General features: G+C 55.4%; 15 protein-coding genes. 10 read left to right on the top strand and 5 right to left on the bottom strand.

Annotated features, from left to right (window positions below; all coding sequences use genetic code 11):
* Positions 1-14 precede the first annotated feature (14 nt).
* A complete protein-coding gene (gene aceE / locus DG357_RS04010; protein ID WP_028015529.1) occupies positions 15-2,678 on the bottom strand; it encodes a pyruvate dehydrogenase (acetyl-transferring), homodimeric type in 2,664 nt (887 codons plus the stop codon).
* 123 nt (positions 2,679-2,801) lie between these two features.
* Entirely contained in the window at positions 2,802-3,566 is a 765-nt protein-coding gene (gene pdhR / locus DG357_RS04005; RefSeq protein WP_006173806.1) for a pyruvate dehydrogenase complex transcriptional repressor PdhR, read from the bottom strand.
* A gap of 263 nt (positions 3,567-3,829) precedes the next feature.
* On the opposite strand from pdhR, the gene DG357_RS04000 reads away from it, so the two are divergent.
* From DG357_RS04000 to DG357_RS03985, 4 genes are all read left to right on the top strand, one after another.
* Positions 3,830-4,057: a hypothetical protein gene (locus DG357_RS04000; protein WP_088204376.1), complete on the top strand. Its 228-nt coding sequence runs from the start codon at positions 3,830-3,832 to the stop codon at positions 4,055-4,057.
* Between the two features lie 46 nt (positions 4,058-4,103).
* Positions 4,104-5,474: an aromatic amino acid transporter AroP gene (gene aroP / locus DG357_RS03995; RefSeq protein WP_028015528.1), complete on the top strand. Its 1,371-nt coding sequence runs from the start codon at positions 4,104-4,106 to the stop codon at positions 5,472-5,474.
* 164 nt (positions 5,475-5,638) lie between these two features.
* The gene (locus tag DG357_RS03990; protein WP_049000515.1) at positions 5,639-7,036 is read left to right on the top strand and encodes a glycoside-pentoside-hexuronide (GPH):cation symporter; all 1,398 of its coding nucleotides are present in this window, start codon (positions 5,639-5,641) and stop codon (positions 7,034-7,036) included.
* Positions 7,037-7,046: 10 nt separating this feature from the next.
* Complete coding sequence (locus tag DG357_RS03985) at positions 7,047-7,997, top strand: glycoside hydrolase family 43 protein (RefSeq protein ID WP_048960896.1); 951 nt, start codon at positions 7,047-7,049, stop codon at positions 7,995-7,997.
* Positions 7,998-8,015: 18 nt separating this feature from the next.
* Here the strand turns inward: DG357_RS03985 and ampE are convergent, their stop codons facing one another.
* The gene (gene ampE, locus DG357_RS03980; protein ID WP_088204375.1) at positions 8,016-8,870 is read right to left on the bottom strand and encodes a beta-lactamase regulator AmpE; all 855 of its coding nucleotides are present in this window, start codon (positions 8,868-8,870) and stop codon (positions 8,016-8,018) included.
* Between the two features lie 9 nt (positions 8,871-8,879).
* A complete protein-coding gene (gene ampD / locus DG357_RS03975; RefSeq protein WP_028015524.1) occupies positions 8,880-9,431 on the bottom strand; it encodes a 1,6-anhydro-N-acetylmuramyl-L-alanine amidase AmpD in 552 nt (183 codons plus the stop codon).
* 87 nt (positions 9,432-9,518) lie between these two features.
* Here ampD and nadC point away from each other — a divergent pair, with 87 nt between their 5' ends.
* From nadC to hofC, 4 genes are all read left to right on the top strand, one after another.
* Positions 9,519-10,412 carry a carboxylating nicotinate-nucleotide diphosphorylase gene (nadC, locus tag DG357_RS03970; RefSeq protein ID WP_045259465.1) on the top strand — a complete coding sequence of 298 codons (894 nt, stop codon included), beginning with the start codon at positions 9,519-9,521 and terminating at the stop codon, positions 10,410-10,412.
* Between the two features lie 174 nt (positions 10,413-10,586).
* The gene (gene ppdD / locus DG357_RS03965) at positions 10,587-11,024 is read left to right on the top strand and encodes a prepilin peptidase-dependent pilin (protein ID WP_045259464.1); all 438 of its coding nucleotides are present in this window, start codon (positions 10,587-10,589) and stop codon (positions 11,022-11,024) included.
* A gap of 10 nt (positions 11,025-11,034) precedes the next feature.
* Positions 11,035-12,417 carry a type II secretion system protein GspE gene (gene gspE, locus DG357_RS03960; RefSeq protein ID WP_063943822.1) on the top strand — a complete coding sequence of 461 codons (1,383 nt, stop codon included), beginning with the start codon at positions 11,035-11,037 and terminating at the stop codon, positions 12,415-12,417.
* Positions 12,407-13,591 carry a protein transport protein HofC gene (gene hofC / locus DG357_RS03955; RefSeq protein ID WP_063943824.1) on the top strand — a complete coding sequence of 395 codons (1,185 nt, stop codon included), beginning with the start codon at positions 12,407-12,409 and terminating at the stop codon, positions 13,589-13,591. The genes gspE and hofC overlap by 11 nt, the downstream gene beginning before the upstream one ends.
* A 41-nt stretch (positions 13,592-13,632) precedes the next feature.
* Here hofC and DG357_RS03950 read toward each other — a convergent pair whose 3' ends face one another.
* Positions 13,633-14,676, bottom strand: a complete 1,044-nt coding sequence (locus tag DG357_RS03950) for a GMP reductase (protein WP_028015519.1) — start codon at positions 14,674-14,676, stop codon at positions 13,633-13,635.
* Positions 14,677-14,904: 228 nt separating this feature from the next.
* On the opposite strand from DG357_RS03950, the gene coaE reads away from it, so the two are divergent.
* Together coaE and zapD are read left to right on the top strand one after the other, a co-directional pair.
* On the top strand, positions 14,905-15,525 hold the full coding sequence (coaE, locus tag DG357_RS03945; RefSeq protein WP_041911241.1) for a dephospho-CoA kinase: 621 nt from the start codon (positions 14,905-14,907) through the stop codon (positions 15,523-15,525).
* Positions 15,525-16,268 carry a cell division protein ZapD gene (gene zapD / locus DG357_RS03940; protein WP_028015517.1) on the top strand — a complete coding sequence of 248 codons (744 nt, stop codon included), beginning with the start codon at positions 15,525-15,527 and terminating at the stop codon, positions 16,266-16,268. Before coaE ends, zapD begins: the two co-directional genes overlap by 1 nt.
* The last annotated feature ends 3 nt before the right edge of the window (positions 16,269-16,271 follow it).

The following is a 16,271-nucleotide window of genomic DNA, read 5'->3' as shown; positions in this document are numbered from 1 at the left end:
TATTCTTTTACCTCTTACGCCAGACGCGGGTTAACTTTTTCTGCATCGATGTTGAATTTGGTAATTGCGTCCGCAACCACTTTCTTATCGATTTCGCCACGTTTAGCCAGTTCGCCCAGTGCTGCTACAACCACGTAAGAAGCATCAACTTCGAAGTGGTGACGCAGGTTTTCGCGGCTGTCAGAACGACCGAAGCCGTCAGTACCCAGAACGCGATAATCATCAGCTGGAACGTAAGTACGAACCTGCTCAGCGAACAGTTTCATATAGTCAGTAGACGCCACCGCTGGCGCGTCGTTCATCACCTGAGCGATGTACGGTACGCGTGGGGTTTCCATTGGGTGCAGCATGTTCCAGCGCTCACAATCCTGGCCATCACGCGCCAGTTCGGTGAAGGAAGTCACAGAGTAAACGTCGGAACCGACACCGTAGTCTTTCGCCAGGATCTGCGCTGCTTCACGAACGTGACGCAGGATAGAACCGGAGCCCAGCAGCTGAACTTTACCTTTGCTACCTTCAATGGTTTCGAGTTTGTAGATACCTTTACGGATACCTTCCTCGGCACCTGCTGGCATTGCCGGCATGTGGTAGTTTTCGTTCAGGGTGGTGATGTAGTAGTAAATGTTCTCTTGCGCTTCACCGTACATGCGCTGCAGACCGTCATGCATAATGACTGCCACTTCGTACGCGTAAGACGGGTCGTAAGAGATACAGTTAGGAATAGTCAGAGACTGAATGTGGCTGTGGCCATCTTCGTGCTGCAGACCTTCACCGTTCAGAGTCGTACGACCAGAAGTACCACCGATCAGGAAGCCGCGAGCCTGCTGGTCGCCTGCCTGCCAGCACAGGTCACCGATACGCTGGAACCCGAACATGGAGTAGTAGATGTAGAACGGAATCATCGGCAGGTTGTTGGTGCTGTAAGAGGTCGCAGCAGCCAGCCAGGATGCGCCTGCGCCCAGCTCGTTGATACCTTCCTGAAGGATCTGACCTTTCTCGTCTTCTTTGTAGTATGCAACCTGCTCACGGTCCTGCGGGGTGTACTGCTGGCCGTTCGGGCTGTAGATACCGATCTGACGGAACAGACCTTCCATACCGAAAGTACGCGCTTCGTCGGCGATGATTGGCACCAGGCGATCTTTGATCGACTTGTTCTTCAGCATCACGTTCAGGGCACGAACGAAAGCGATAGTGGTAGAGATCTCTTTGTTCTGCTCTTCCAGCAGCTGAGAGAAGTCTTCCAGCGCTGGCAGTTCCAGCTTCTCGGTGAAGTTAGGCTGACGAGCTGGCAGGTAGCCTTTCAGCGCCTGACGACGTTCGTGCAGGTACTTGTGCTCTTCAGAGCCTTCCGGGAAGGTGATGTAAGACAGGTTTTCTACCTGCTCATCGGTCACTGGAACGTTGAAACGGTCGCGGATATAGCGCACGCCGTCCATGTTCATTTTCTTAACCTGGTGAGCGATGTTTTTACCTTCTGCGGTATCACCCATGCCGTAACCTTTGATGGTGTGGGCCAGGATTACAGTCGCTTTACCTTTGGTTTCACGCGCTTTTTTCAGTGCAGCGTAAATTTTCTTCGGATCGTGACCACCGCGGTTCAGGGCCCAGATCTGCTCATCAGTCCAGTCTGCAACCAGCGCTGCGGTTTCAGGGTATTTACCGAAGAAGTGCTCACGCACGTAGGCACCGTCTTTAGATTTGAAGGTCTGGTAGTCGCCGTCAACGGTTTCGTTCATCAGCTGGATCAGTTTACCGCTGGTGTCTTTACGCAGCAGTTCGTCCCAACGGGAACCCCACATGACTTTGATCACGTTCCAGCCAGCACCTGCGAAGATGCCTTCCAGTTCGTTGATGATCTTGCCGTTACCGGTTACCGGACCATCCAGACGCTGCAGGTTACAGTTGATGATGAAGCACAGGTTGTCCAGCTTCTCACGGGTTGCGATGGTGATCGCACCTTTAGATTCTGGCTCATCCATTTCGCCGTCGCCCAGGAAGGCGTAAACGGTCTGCTCAGAGGTGTCTTTCAGACCACGGTGTTCCAGATACTTCAGGAATTTAGCCTGGTAGATCGCACCGATTGGGCCCAGCCCCATAGATACGGTCGGGAACTGCCAGAATTCAGGCATCAGTTTAGGGTGCGGATAAGAAGACAGACCTTTACCGTGAACTTCCTGACGGAAGTTGTTCATCTGCTCTTCAGTCAGACGACCTTCCAGGAATGCACGTGCATAGATGCCCGGAGAGATGTGGCCCTGGAAGTACACCAGATCGCCGCCGTCTTTCTCGTTCGCTGCACGGAAGAAGTGGTTGAAGCACACTTCGTAAACGGTCGCAGAAGACTGGAAGGACGCCATGTGGCCACCCAGCTCCAGGTCTTTCTTGGACGCGCGCAGAACGGTCATGATGGCGTTCCAGCGGATTGCAGAACGGATACGACGTTCCAGATCCAGATTGCCCGGGTATTCCGGTTCGTCTTCAACGGCAATCGTGTTTACGTAGTTGCTAGCCCCTGCACCTGAAGCAACCTTCACGCCGCCTTTGCGGGCTTCAGAAAGCAGCTGATCAATCAGATACTGAGCGCGCTCAACACCTTCTTCACGGATGACCGATTCGATCGCCTGTAGCCAGTCGCGAGTTTCGATCGGATCCACGTCATTTTGGAGACGTTCTGACATGGGGGTATTCCTTATCTATCTAATACGTTGATTTGTCTGGAACCTGTCCCATTGTGCTCTTGGGCAAGAACACAATAAGACAGGTTCTGCGTTTAGTTGCCGCGCTCTAAAAGTACCTGGCGCTTAATCCTTTCGTTGCTGTATGCGGCGTAATGAACGTTCGCGACGCGATTGTTCACGGCTGCGGTCCAGCAAGATTTCCTCAATGAAAGCCAGGTGACGGTGCGACGCTTCGCGCGCCTGCTCCGGCTCCCCGGCCATTATCGCCTCGAATACTCGGGTGCGATGGTTGCTTACCAGCGGGAGCATCTCCCGACGGGCATACAACAATTCAAAATTCTGACGAACGTTCTGGGCCAGCATTGGCTCCATGCAGCGTAGCAGATGGAGGAGCACCACGTTGTGTGCCGCTTCGGTGACGGCGATTTGATACTGGACAACGGCGCTGGACTCGGCGTCTAAATCGCCGGACTGCTGTGCCCGTTCAATGGCCTGATGCAGTTCGCGGATACGCACGCGATCTTCATCAGTGCTGCGAAGGGCGGCGTAATAGGCCGCAATACCTTCAAGCGCGTGACGGGTCTCAAGCAGGTCAAACTGGGATTCTGGGTGGTCAGAGAGAAGTTCTACCAGCGGATCGCTGAAGCTCTGCCACAGGCTGTTTTGCACAAAGGTTCCGCCGCCCTGGCGACGAAGCAGCAAGCCCTTTGCTTCGAGGCGTTGAATCGCCTCACGCAGAGAGGGACGTGAAACGTCGAACTGTTTTGCCAGCTCGCGTTCTGGCGGAAGTTTCTCACCCGGGCGCAGAGTCCCTTCGAGGATTAAAAACTCCAGCTGCTGCTCAATCACATCAGATAGTTTTGGTTGGCGAATTTTGCTGTAGGCCATATTCCCTGTCTTACGCCTTTTTGCCCGGAGTCAATTGGTCTTACCAATTTCTAGTTCGTATCGCTAAAGTAACAAAGTATTCACCTTCTGTCCATATTGGTTTTGATTGAAATCAGTAAACCCTGCACATTTTAACAACCTTACAGAAATAACGTTTCAGAAATGTAACTTTGCACAAATGAGTTGATTACTCCCAAAGAGGGAGTTTTAACCATAATGAAACGAGGGGTTTTGCAATCTGAAGCGATTCAACATGGCAAATAATGAAAATTCGCCCACTAAAGAAGCATTTCTATTCTATAGGTTGGGTTAGGAAGAATAAGCGGGCCGATTTACAAATGCTTTCTTTTTATTCAAGTCGTCAGCATCCCTTCATAAAGCAGGTGCATTCGCAGGCGCTTACCACTATTCTGGCGATTACGGAAGTCATCTCCGCTTTTTTCGGTTTGTTTAACCGTAAAGAAATAAATACAGAATATGGACTTTCATAATTACACACGCACAGCGTGAACATAACAACCACACACGAGGTTTCAAATGGAAGCTCAACAGCACGGCGATCAGCTAAAGCGCGGACTTAAAAACCGCCACATACAGCTCATCGCACTGGGCGGTGCGATTGGTACCGGCCTGTTTCTGGGCAGCGCATCCGTTATCCAGTCAGCCGGTCCGGGTATTATTTTGGGTTATGCGATTGCGGGTTTCATTGCTTTTCTGATCATGCGCCAGCTTGGCGAAATGGTCGTTGAAGAGCCGGTCGCAGGCTCGTTCAGCCACTTTGCCTATAAATACTGGGGCAGCTTTGCGGGCTTCGCCTCCGGCTGGAACTACTGGGTGCTGTACGTTCTGGTTGCTATGGCCGAGCTGACCGCCGTCGGGAAGTACATTCAGTTCTGGTATCCGGAGATCCCCACCTGGGCGTCTGCTGCAGCCTTCTTCGTGATTATCAACGCCATTAACCTGACCAACGTAAAAGTATTCGGCGAGATGGAGTTCTGGTTTGCCATTATCAAAGTCATTGCCGTTGTGGCGATGATCATCTTCGGTGGCTGGCTGCTGTTCAGCGGCAACGGCGGCCCGCAGGCTACCGTGCGTAACCTCTGGGAACAGGGCGGCTTCCTGCCTCACGGCATGACCGGTCTGGTGATGATGATGGCGATCATCATGTTCTCCTTCGGCGGCCTGGAGCTGGTGGGTATTACCGCCGCCGAAGCCGATAACCCGGAGCAAAGCATTCCGAAAGCCACAAATCAGGTTATCTACCGTATTCTGATCTTCTATGTGGGCTCACTGGCCGTGCTGCTCTCCCTGTTGCCGTGGACGCGCGTGACCGCTGACACCAGCCCGTTTGTTCTCATCTTCCACGAGCTGGGCGATACCTTTGTCGCCAACGCCCTGAACATCGTGGTGCTGACCGCAGCGCTCTCCGTTTACAACAGCTGCGTATACTGCAACAGCCGTATGCTGTTCGGCCTGGCCCAGCAGGGCAACGCGCCGAAGATGCTGCTCAACGTGGATAAACGCGGCGTGCCGGTGAATACCATCATTGTTTCAGCCATCGTGACCGCGCTGTGCGTGCTGATTAACTACATGGCACCGGAATCGGCGTTTGGCCTGCTGATGGCGCTGGTAGTCTCCGCTCTGGTTATCAACTGGGCGATGATCAGCCTGGCGCACATGAAGTTCCGCCGCGCGAAACAGCAGCAGGGCGTCACCACGCGCTTCCCTGCCCTGCTCTATCCGCTGGGTAACTGGATTTGCCTGCTGTTTATGGCGGCCGTGCTGGTGATCATGCTGATCACGCCGGGCATGGCGATTTCCGTCTACCTGATCCCGGTCTGGATTGCGATCCTTGGCGTTGGCTATCTCTTCAGCCAGAAAAGCCGTAATGCCATGAAGGCGCACTAAACCTCTCGCCGCGGCACCTGTTTTTGAGGGTGCCGCGCGTTGTTACCTCCTTCACACTTTCACGCCAACAGCACATTTATCCATATCACCGCCCTGATACTGCAACGCATATATTCCTTTGCCAGCGAATAATTCTCCCCATACCGTAAACCGGAGAGCTGTCGATGGATAACAACAAACTGTCAGTAAAAGAAAAGATCGGCTATGGGATGGGCGACGCGGGATGCAACATCATCTTCGGCGCCATCATGCTGTTTGTTAACTATTTCTATACGGATATTTTTGGCCTGGCGCCTGCGCTGGTCGGCGTGCTGCTGCTGTCCGTCCGCGTGATTGACGCCGTAACGGACCCGATTATGGGGGCGATTGCCGACCGTACCCGCAGTAAATATGGCCGGTTTCGTCCATGGCTGCTGTGGATTGCGTTCCCCTACGCGCTGTTCAGCATTCTGATGTTCACCACCCCGGAGTGGAGCTATAACAGCAAAGTTATCTATGCGTTTGTCACCTACTTCCTGCTCTCGTTAACCTATACGGCCATCAACATCCCTTACTGCTCGTTAGGTGGAGTGATCACCAACGATCCAAAAGAGCGCGTGGCCTGCCAGTCATATCGCTTCGTGCTGGTCGGCATCGCCACGCTGCTGCTCTCCTTAACGCTGCTACCGATGGCCGACTGGTTTGGCGGGGATAACAAAGCCAAAGGCTACCAGATGGCGATGACCGTCCTGGCGCTGATTGGTACCTGTATGTTCCTGTTCTGCTTCGCCACCGTGCGCGAGCGCGTGCGTCCGGCAGTGCAGACCAACGACGAGCTGAAAAACGACCTGAAAGACGTGTGGAAAAACGACCAGTGGGTGCGCATTTTGCTGCTCACGCTGTGCAACGTCTGCCCGGGCTTTATCCGCATGGCTGCGACCATGTATTACGTCACCTGGGTGATGGGCCAGAGCACCCACTTCGCCACGCTGTTTATCAGCCTGGGCGTTGTCGGCATGATGCTTGGCAGCGTGCTGGCGAAAGTGCTGACCGACCGCTGGTGTAAGCTGAAGGTCTTCTTCTGGACCAATATCGTGCTGGCGGCATTCTCCTGCGCCTTCTATTTCTTCGACCCGAAAGCCACCGTTACCATCGTTGTGCTCTATTTCCTGCTTAACATCCTGCACCAGATCCCGTCTCCGCTGCACTGGTCGCTGATGGCCGACGTGGACGACTACGGCGAGTGGAAAACCGGGAAACGCATCACCGGGATCAGTTTCTCGGGTAACATCTTCTTCCTGAAACTGGGCCTGGCGATTGCCGGTGCGATGGTCGGCTTCCTGCTCTCCTGGTACGGTTATGACGCGGGCGCAAAAGCGCAAAGCGCGGATGCCATTAACGGGATCGTGCTGCTCTTTACCGTCATTCCGGGCATTGGATACTTAATTACCGCTGGGGTGGTACGTCTGCTGAAAGTGGACCGTGAGACCATGAAGCAGATCCAGTCCGATCTGGAAAAACGCCGCAACAATTACCGCGAGCTGAATGACTATCAGGAACTCAAAGCCGCTGAGACTAAATAAGGAAAGCCGCATGCATAACTGGCCAAACCCGTTTATCGAACAACGCGCCGACCCGTACATTTTACGCCATGAGGGACAGTACTATTTTATTGCCTCCGTGCCGCAGTACGACAGGCTGGCGATCCGCCGCGCAGACTCGCTGGAAGGACTACGCGACGCTGAAGAGGTGGTGGTCTGGCGCAAACCCGAGACCGGCCCGATGAGCCAGCTAATCTGGGCGCCAGAACTGCACCACGTTGACGGCAAGTGGTACATCTATTTTGCCGCGACGCACACCCAGGCGCTCGACGCGCTCGGGATGTTCCAGCACCGCATGTTTGCGATTGAGTGTGTGGACCGCGATCCGCTCAGCGGTACCTGGATCGAGAAAGGGCAAATCAACACCCCGTTCGACACCTTCGCCCTGGACGCCACCACCTTTGTTCATCAGGGCAAACGCTGGTACCTGTGGGCGCAAAAAGCCCCGGATATTTCCGGTAACTCTAACCTCTATCTGTGCGAAATGGAGAACCCGTGGACGCTGAAAGGCGAGCCGGTGATGCTCAGCAAGCCAGAATACGACTGGGAATGCCGTGGTTTCTGGGTCAACGAAGGTCCGGCGGTGCTGGTTCACGGCGATAAGCTGTTTATCAGCTACTCCGCCAGCGCCACCGATGAGAACTACTGCATGGGATTACTGTGGATAGACCTGAACGCCGATCCGCAAAACCCGGCAAACTGGCACAAATCCCCTCGCCCGGTTTTCGTCACCAGCTACGAGAACCGCCAGTACGGGCCAGGCCACAACAGCTTTACGCAAACGCCGGAAGGGGAAGATGTATTGGTATACCACGCAAGAAATTACACCGAAATTGAAGGCGATCCGCTTTACGATCCGAACCGTCATACCCGCCTGAAGCTTGTCCGCTGGGACGAAAACGGGATGCCTGATTTCGGCATCCCGCCTGCGGATACGTTATAGCCTCTGCGGCGCGCTGGGTTACACCAGCGTGCCGTAAATCGTCAGCAGCGCCACAATCACCACCACCACAAACGAGGTTTTCTTCGCCATGGAGACGGCGGCTTTTGGCGTTTCGATCTTGTCGGTATGCGGTTCGCGCGCCAGCGAGAACTGCGCCAGGCGCGTCAACACCTGGTACTGGGACGTATGGCGGTCCCCAAGAGAAGCGAACCATGCGGGCAGCGCTTTTTCACCGTGCCCAATTAAGGCGTACACCACGCCCACCAGACGCACCGGGAGCCAGTCGAGCACGTGCAGGATGGCATCAATGCCGGACAGCAAACGCTCATGCGGCGTCAGATAACGGGCAAGCCAGGTCTGCCAGGCGCGCAGGAACGAATAGCCCATCAGCAGTACCGGCCCCCACGGGCCGCCCACCACAAACCAGAACAGCGGAGCAAGGTAGTAGCGGAAGTTAATCCACAGCAGCGCGTTTTGCAGCTCGAGCAGGAACTCGCGCTCGTCGCAGTCCGGCGGCACGCCGTAGATCATCGTCAGCTCGCTCGCCATCGCGCCGCGCGCGTGGGCATCGTCACGGGAGGCGGCTTTCAGGTAGGCGTGATAGTGCAAACGCACCTTGCCCGCACCAATGCACAGCACGCCGAGCAGGATCCACACCACCAGCAGCGGCACGTTGAAAAAGAGTCCGTACAGCGAGCGCAGCAGCAGGAAGGTAATAAGCATGACGCCCGCCATCATCAGCAGCGTGCGCAGCATGGAAAAGTGCTTGATGCGGCGGAATAACACCTCCAGCCGGTGATCCAGTTGCCAGTGCTCGCCGAGCTTGAACAGGCGTTCAGCGATGATAACCAGCAGCATGGTAAACAACGTCATGGTATCTCCTTATTCTGACGACGCGGCAAGCATGGCGCGAAACCGCGGCCAGTCAAATGCCGGGCCGGGATCGGTTTTTCTCGCCGGAGCGATATCGCTGTGCCCGGTAATATTGTCGGCGATTGCCGGGTAGAGTCCGATAAGCGTGTGGGTAATAGCAACCAGCTGCTGATACTGGGCATCGGTGTAGGGGGTAGTATCCGTGCCTTCCAGCTCAATCCCAATCGAGAAATCGTTGCACCGTTCGCGCCCGTGATACATCGATACCCCGGCATGCCAGGCGCGCTTATCAAAAGGAACATACTGAACCACCTCACCATCACGCCGAATCAGGCAGTGAGCCGACACGCGCAGATGCGCAATCTCAGCGAAGAAGGGATGAGCATTGGGATCTATCGTTCCCGTGAATAACGCATCGATCCACGGGCCGCCAAACTCACCCGGCGGGAGGCTAATATTATGAACCACCAGCAGTGTGGGCTTTTCATCCTCCGGGCGGCAGTCGTGGTGCGGCGAGGGCACATGCCGCGCATCCACCAGCCATCCGTTTTCTAACAACATGCTGGAACTCCTTCTGTATGGTGCAATGACTCGGTTCAGAGTAGCATGTTTCAATATTATGATTCGTTACCAATTTGGAGTTTTATCATGCCGCCTCGCCGCTACAACCCCGACCACCGACGTGAAGCGCTTCTGGAACGTATTAATATGGATATTCCGGCAAGCGTCGCCCATGCGTTGAAAGAAGACCTGGGGGGTGACGTTAACGCCGATAAAGATATTACCGCACAATTGTTGCCAAAAGAGACACGCTCGCACGCGGTCATTATCACCCGTGAGGAGGGCGTTTTCTGCGGCAAGCGTTGGGTTGAAGAGGTCTTTACTCAGCTGGCGGGTGACGATGTACAGGTGACATGGCACGTTGATGATGGTGATGCAGTGACCGCCAATCAGCCGCTGTTCGAGCTGGACGGTCCTTCCCGCGTATTACTGACCGGCGAGCGTACCGCGCTCAATTTTGTCCAAACGCTCTCTGGCGTCGCCAGTGAAGTGCGCCGCTACGTTGACCTGCTGGCCGGCACCCGTACCCAGCTGCTTGATACCCGCAAAACGCTGCCGGGCCTGCGCACTGCGCTGAAGTACGCGGTGCTCTGCGGCGGCGGCGCAAACCATCGTCTGGGCTTATCCGATGCTTTCCTGATTAAAGAGAACCACATTATCGCTTCTGGCTCCGTGCGTCAGGCGGTGGAAAAGGCCTTCTGGCTGCATCCGGATGTGCCGGTTGAGGTGGAAGTTGAAAGCCTGGAAGAGCTGGAGCAGGCGATCAAGGCCGGGGCCGATATCATCATGCTCGATAACTTCGAGACGGAGCAGATGCGCGAGGCGGTGAAACTGACCAACGGCCGGGCCCAGCTAGAAGTGTCCGGAAACGTCACTTTCGAGACGATCCGTGAGTTCGCCGAAACCGGCGTGGATTACATCTCCGTTGGCGCGCTGACCAAGCACGTTCGCGCCCTCGATCTCTCAATGCGCTTCAAATAACGCACGCTCCCCTCTCTGTCCGGAGAGGGGAATTTCAGCCTCGCTCGCAAATCCATTGTCCTTCTCTGCAACACGGAATGAATTCTCTGAAGCTCCTTTCTCGTTCTCTTTTTTGCCCCTCGTTTCTGCCCTGTCCCGCTGACAAAGTAGAGCCACTTTGCATAAGGAGCAGATATGGACAGACAACAAGGATTCACACTCATTGAGCTGATGGTGGTCATTGGCATCATTGCGATTCTGAGCGCCATCGGCGTTCCCGCCTATCAGAACTACCTGCGTAAAGCAGCCCTCACCGATATGCTGCAAACTTTCGTTCCCTATCGCACTGCCATTGAGCTTTGCGCGCTCGATCGCGGCGGCGTGGAAAGCTGCGATGCCGGCAGTAACGGTATTCCCTCTCCTGCCACGACGCGTTACGTTTCAGGAATGAGCGTGGCGAAAGGGATCGTGACCTTAACAGGCCAGGAGAGCCTGAACGGGCTGACGGTAACCATGACGCCGCAGTGGAGCAACGGCAATGGCATGACGGGCTGGACGCGTGACTGCAATATCAGTGCTGACAGCGCGCTTAAGCAGGCCTGCGAAGACGTCTTCCGCTTCGACACTAACTAAGGAGCGGATAATGAACACCGATCAACTCGTGGCGCTTTGTCTTCGCCACCATGCCCTGCTGCTCACCAGCGACAGCGACATGATTAGCATCGCCGTCGTGGGAACCCCCGCGCCTGAACTGATGGAGGCCCTGCGCTTCGCGACCCAGAAGCGGATTGATATCGAATGCTGGAGCGCTGAACGCATGGAAAAGCACCGGCAGTTAACCGCGCAATCGCATCTGCCCGTCGTTTCGCAACCCCACTCCGCGGTGGACATCCTCAACCATACGCTGCAGCAGGCAGTAAACCAGCGCGCGTCTGACATCCATATCGAACCAATGGAGCACGCGTGCCAGATCCGCTTACGTATCGACGGGGTACTTTATCCGCAGCCTCCCCTTTCCGCCGCGCTGGCGACGATGCTCAGCGCCCGGTTAAAAGTGCTGGGTAATCTGGATATTGCGGAACGACGCTTGCCGCAGGACGGTCAGTTTACGATTGAGCTGACAAACGAGCCGGTCTCGTTTCGTATCGCCACGCTTCCCTGCAACGGCGGTGAGAAAATTGTGCTGCGTTTGCTACATCAGGTTCAGCAGGCGCTGGAGCCGAACGCGCTTGGCATGAGCGCTAAACAGCTGGCCTGTTTTAATGAGGTACTCCACCAGCCTCAGGGGCTAATTCTGGTCACCGGCCCGACGGGCAGCGGCAAAACCGTAACGCTCTACAGCGCGCTGCAGGCGCGTAACACCCCTGACGTCAACATCTGCAGCGTGGAGGATCCCATCGAGATCCCGCTTGCGGGGTTAAATCAGACGCAGGTTAACCCCCGCGCGGGCTTAACATTCCAGAGCGTACTGAGAGCGCTGCTCCGTCAGGATCCGGACATCATTATGGTCGGGGAAATTCGCGATGGTGAAACGGCAGAAATTGCCATTAAAGCCGCGCAGACCGGGCATCTGGTATTGTCGACGCTGCACACCAACTCGACGACGGAAACCCTCATTCGTCTGGAGCAGATGGGCGTGGCGCGCTGGATGATCTCTTCCGCGCTTTCGATGGTGATTGCCCAGCGGCTGGTTCGGCGCCTTTGCCCGCACTGCCGACAGAAAACAGGGGAGCATACGGACCTGCCGCGCTCGGTTTGGCCGCGGCAACTTCCTCGCTGGCAACCTGCAGGCTGCGATCGTTGTTATCACGGTTTTTACGGGCGCGTGGCCATTTTTGAAGTACTTGCGATCGATAATCCCCTGCGCCAGGCTATTGCCAGCGGGGCAGGCACCGAGGTGATTGAAGCCAGCGCCCGACAGGCTGGACTCATCTCGCTGTTTGAACACGGCTGCATGGCCGTTGAACAAGGGATGACCACGCTTGAAGAGTTAGTGCGTGTTCTGGGTATGCCCGATGGCTGCTAATCAACTCTGGCGCTGGCGAGCACTCTCCGCTGAAGGAGAACCCCGAAACGGGGTACTCTGGGCCACCGACCGCAACGCAGCCTTCACCAGGCTGATGCGTAACGACCTCCATCCTCTGGCCCTGACCCGATGCGCTCAAAGGCACCGCTGGCGTCCACATCACTGCTACGAGATGTTTCGTCAGCTCGCAACGCTCCTGCAGGCCGGGCTGACGCTCGCGCATAGTCTGCAAATGCTGGCAGACCAACATCCAGTAGAACCGTGGCGGGGGCTACTGCAAAACGTTGCCGATGAACTCAGTGAAGGCTGTCCTTTTTCTGAGGCGCTCAAACGGTGGCCAGCAGTCTTTAGCCCACTGCATATCTCAATGGTGAAAACCGGAGAGCTAACGGGGAAGCTTGAAGCGTGCTGCCGAGAGCTTGCAGAGCAGCAAAAAGCGCAGCAGCAGCTCAGCGCGAAGGTGAAAAAAGCGCTGCGCTACCCGGCGATCGTCCTGACGCTGGCCGTGCTCGTCGTGCTGGCAATGGTCACCCTGGTTTTGCCCGAATTTGCCGCGATCTACAAAACCTTTAATACCCCGCTTCCGGCGCTGACGCGAATTGTTATGGGGATAGCCGCGTTTATGCAGTCATATGCCCTTGCGCTGTTCGCGATGCTGCTTGTTCCCGTAACCGCAGCCTGGCCTCTGCGACACCATCCTCGCTGGCAGCGTATTCTGCTGAGTTTTCCCGTAATGGGCGCGCTGGCGAAAGGGCAAAAACTGGGGCAGATCTTCACCGTGCTGTCGCTCACGCAGCAGGCGGGCATTGCATTCTTACAGGGGCTTGAAAGTGCAGAAGAGACTGTTGAAAGCCGGTACTGGCAGGGAATACTCCGCAGCATACGCGAGAACATTGAAAAAGGTCTCCCCGTCTGGTCGTCCTTTCAGAAGGCGGCAATGTTTACCCCGCTCTGTATTCAGCTTTTACGAACCGGCGAGATGTCAGGTTCGCTGGACGTCATGCTGGCAAACCTTGCTCGCCATCACACGGAACAGACCTTTCAACGGGCAGACAACCTGGCGGCGCTTCTGGAGCCACTGCTCCTGGTTGTTACGGGGGTTATCATCGGCACGCTGGTGGTGGCAATGTATCTGCCGATTTTCCATCTGGGTGATGCGATGAGCGCGGGGTAGTGCAGTAGCGCTGGCGCACAAGCATGCGCCAGCGAAAGCCATTACAGGCTATTGAAAACGCGGTTTTCCTGCTCCTGAACGCGAATAAACGTTGTGCGTTTCGTCAGCTCTTTCAGGCGGGATGCACCCACGTAGGTACAGGCTGAGCGCAGACCGCCCAGAATGTCGCGCGCGGTGTTTTCAACCGGGCCGCGCAGAGGCAGCTTCACGGTTTTGCCTTCTGCCGCACGGTATTTTGCCACGCCACCGACGTGGCGGGTCATCGCAGATTCAGAGCTCATACCGTAGAACAGCATGAATTTCTCGCCGTTCTCTTCCACCACGGTGCCGCCGCTCTCTTCGTGGCCTGCCAGCATACCGCCGAGCATGACGAAGTCCGCGCCGCCGCCAAAGGCCTTTGCGACATCGCCCGGCATGGTGCAACCGCCGTCGCTGATGATCTGGCCGCCCAGGCCGTGCGCCGCGTCGGCACATTCAATGACCGCGGAAAGCTGCGGATAACCAACTCCGGTTTTCACGCGCGTGGTGCATACGGAGCCCGGGCCAATGCCCACTTTCACGATGTCGGCACCGGAGAGGATCAGCTCTTCACACATTTCACCGGTCACCACGTTACCCGCGATGATGGTTTTGGTCGGCCAAGCTTCGCGCGCCTTGCTGACGAACTGCACGAAGTGCTCGGAGTAACCGTTCGCCACATCAATACAAACGAAGCTAAGCGCCGGGTTGGCATTCAGGATCTGTTTGGTTTTCTCGAAATCGGCATCGGAAGTACCGGTGGAAACCATCACGTGCTTCACCACGTCAGCAGAGGCGGACGCAACAAACGCATTCCACTCTTCAGGAGTGTAGTGCTTGTGGACTGCAGTAAGAATATCGAACTGAGCCAGCGCCGTTGCCATCTCAAAGGTACCGACTGTATCCATGTTGGCAGCAATGATTGGCACGCCAGACCACGTCTGACCGGAATGCTTAAAGGTGAATTGACGTTCGAGTTCAACGTCTGAGCGACTTTTCAGTGTAGAGCGTTTAGGGCGGATAAGAACGTCTTTGAAACCTAACTTCAGATCTTCTTCGATACGCATGTGCGGATTCCTGGGGTTAGAGGCAAATATGTTAAAAGCACAACTCCAGTGACGCTATCATACGCACTAATACCTGCTCCGCAAGACTGCGAAATTCTCTTTTTTTACGCTACAATCCTATAAATTTACCTGGTAAAAAGCCGGTAAAGAGAATCAAACAATTACTGTCGCACGTTTGTTTTTTAAGCAACTGATTTCCATAATGAATAATTCCCAGGATTTGATTTAATGGGGTATATCGTCGCAGTAACCGGCGGCATCGGTAGTGGCAAAAGTACCGTTGCGGACGCGTTTTCTCGTCTCGGCATCGCGATTATTGATGCTGATATTATTGCCCGTCAGGTGGTAGAGCCCAATACACCCGCGCTAAAGGCCATCGCCGACCATTTCGGTCAGGCAATCATCAATGCCGATGGCACACTGAACCGCCGTCAGCTTCGCGAATATATTTTTTCCGATTCTGCGGAAAAAGCCTGGCTTAATGCCCTGCTCCACCCCATTATCCACCAGGAAACTCAGCGTCAGATAGCCGCAGCCCGCTCGCCCTATGTCCTGTGGGTGGTTCCGCTCCTGGTCGAAAATCAGCTGTATAAGAAAGCCAATCGGGTATTGGTGATTGATGTCACACCCGAGACGCAAATCCAGCGAACCATGACGCGCGACCACGTCTCGCGTGAACATGCTGAACAAATTCTTGCCGCTCAGGCCACTCGCGCTCAGCGCCTTGCCGTTGCGGATGATGTTATTGATAATAACGGCGCACCAGATGCCATTGCATCGGATGTTGCCCGCCTGCACGAGCAGTATCTAACCTTCGCCGCGCAGGCCGTTGCACAGGAAAAACCATAATGTCGACTCACATCCTTTTTGAGCACCCGCTTAATGAAAAAATGCGTACCTGGCTGCGCATTGAATTTCTCATCCAACAGCTTTCACAACATCTGCCTGTTAACGATCATGCCACGGCGTTGCACTTCTTTCGCAACGTAGGCGATCTGCTGGATGTGATTGAACGTGGCGATGTCCGCACGGAGCTGTTGAAAGAGCTGGAGCGCCAGCAGCGTAAATTACAGGCCTGGGCCGAAGTACCGGGCGTGGATCAAAGTCGAATTGACGCCTTACGCCAGCAGTTGAAAAACAGCAGCACGACGCTGATGGCCGCGCCGCGCGTTGGGCAATATTTACGAGAAGACCGTTTGATAGCGCTGGTGCGCCAGCGCCTGAGCATACCGGGCGGTTGCTGTAGCTTTGATCTGCCAACGCTGCATATGTGGCTGCATATGCCGCAGGAACAGCGCGATCGCCAGGTAAACAGCTGGCTGGGTAGCCTGGAGCCGATGAATCAGACGCTATCGCTGATCCTCGATCTTGTGCGTAACTCTGCCCCGTTCCGCAAGCAAACCAGTCTCAACGGTTTTTATCAGGACAACGGCGACGACGCCGATCTTCTGCGTCTAAATTTGTCGCTTGGCGAGCAGCTTTATCCACAAATTTCCGGGCATAAAAGCCGTTTCGCGATCCGCTTTATGCCGCTGGACAGTGAAAATGGCACCGTGCCGGAACGCCTCGATTTTGAACTGGCCTGTTGTTAAGGA

The sequence above is a fragment of the Enterobacter bugandensis genome (genome assembly GCF_900324475.1).
GTDB lineage: Bacteria > Pseudomonadota > Gammaproteobacteria > Enterobacterales > Enterobacteriaceae > Enterobacter > Enterobacter bugandensis.
The sequence above is the reverse complement of the archived record's forward strand: the minus strand, read 5'-3'. Positions and strand labels throughout refer to the sequence as shown.

What these genes read in the sequence shown, in the direction of transcription:
- gspE (WP_063943822.1), top strand. Translation starts at nt 11,035, where the DNA reads ATGAACACCGATCAACTCGTGGCGCTTTGTCTTCGCCACCATGCCCTG.
- aroP (WP_028015528.1), top strand. Translation starts at nt 4,104, where the DNA reads ATGGAAGCTCAACAGCACGGCGATCAGCTAAAGCGCGGACTTAAAAAC.
- ampE (WP_088204375.1), bottom strand. Translation starts at nt 8,870, where the DNA reads ATGACGTTGTTTACCATGCTGCTGGTTATCATCGCTGAACGCCTGTTC.
- DG357_RS03990 (WP_049000515.1), top strand. Translation starts at nt 5,639, where the DNA reads ATGGATAACAACAAACTGTCAGTAAAAGAAAAGATCGGCTATGGGATG.
- zapD (WP_028015517.1), top strand. Translation starts at nt 15,525, where the DNA reads ATGTCGACTCACATCCTTTTTGAGCACCCGCTTAATGAAAAAATGCGT.
- nadC (WP_045259465.1), top strand. Translation starts at nt 9,519, where the DNA reads ATGCCGCCTCGCCGCTACAACCCCGACCACCGACGTGAAGCGCTTCTG.
- ppdD (WP_045259464.1), top strand. Translation starts at nt 10,587, where the DNA reads ATGGACAGACAACAAGGATTCACACTCATTGAGCTGATGGTGGTCATT.
- ampD (WP_028015524.1), bottom strand. Translation starts at nt 9,431, where the DNA reads ATGTTGTTAGAAAACGGATGGCTGGTGGATGCGCGGCATGTGCCCTCG.
- DG357_RS03950 (WP_028015519.1), bottom strand. Translation starts at nt 14,676, where the DNA reads ATGCGTATCGAAGAAGATCTGAAGTTAGGTTTCAAAGACGTTCTTATC.
- DG357_RS03985 (WP_048960896.1), top strand. Translation starts at nt 7,047, where the DNA reads ATGCATAACTGGCCAAACCCGTTTATCGAACAACGCGCCGACCCGTAC.
- aceE (WP_028015529.1), bottom strand. Translation starts at nt 2,678, where the DNA reads ATGTCAGAACGTCTCCAAAATGACGTGGATCCGATCGAAACTCGCGAC.
- DG357_RS04000 (WP_088204376.1), top strand. Translation starts at nt 3,830, where the DNA reads ATGAAAATTCGCCCACTAAAGAAGCATTTCTATTCTATAGGTTGGGTT.
- pdhR (WP_006173806.1), bottom strand. Translation starts at nt 3,566, where the DNA reads ATGGCCTACAGCAAAATTCGCCAACCAAAACTATCTGATGTGATTGAG.
- hofC (WP_063943824.1), top strand. Translation starts at nt 12,407, where the DNA reads ATGGCTGCTAATCAACTCTGGCGCTGGCGAGCACTCTCCGCTGAAGGA.
- coaE (WP_041911241.1), top strand. Translation starts at nt 14,905, where the DNA reads ATGGGGTATATCGTCGCAGTAACCGGCGGCATCGGTAGTGGCAAAAGT.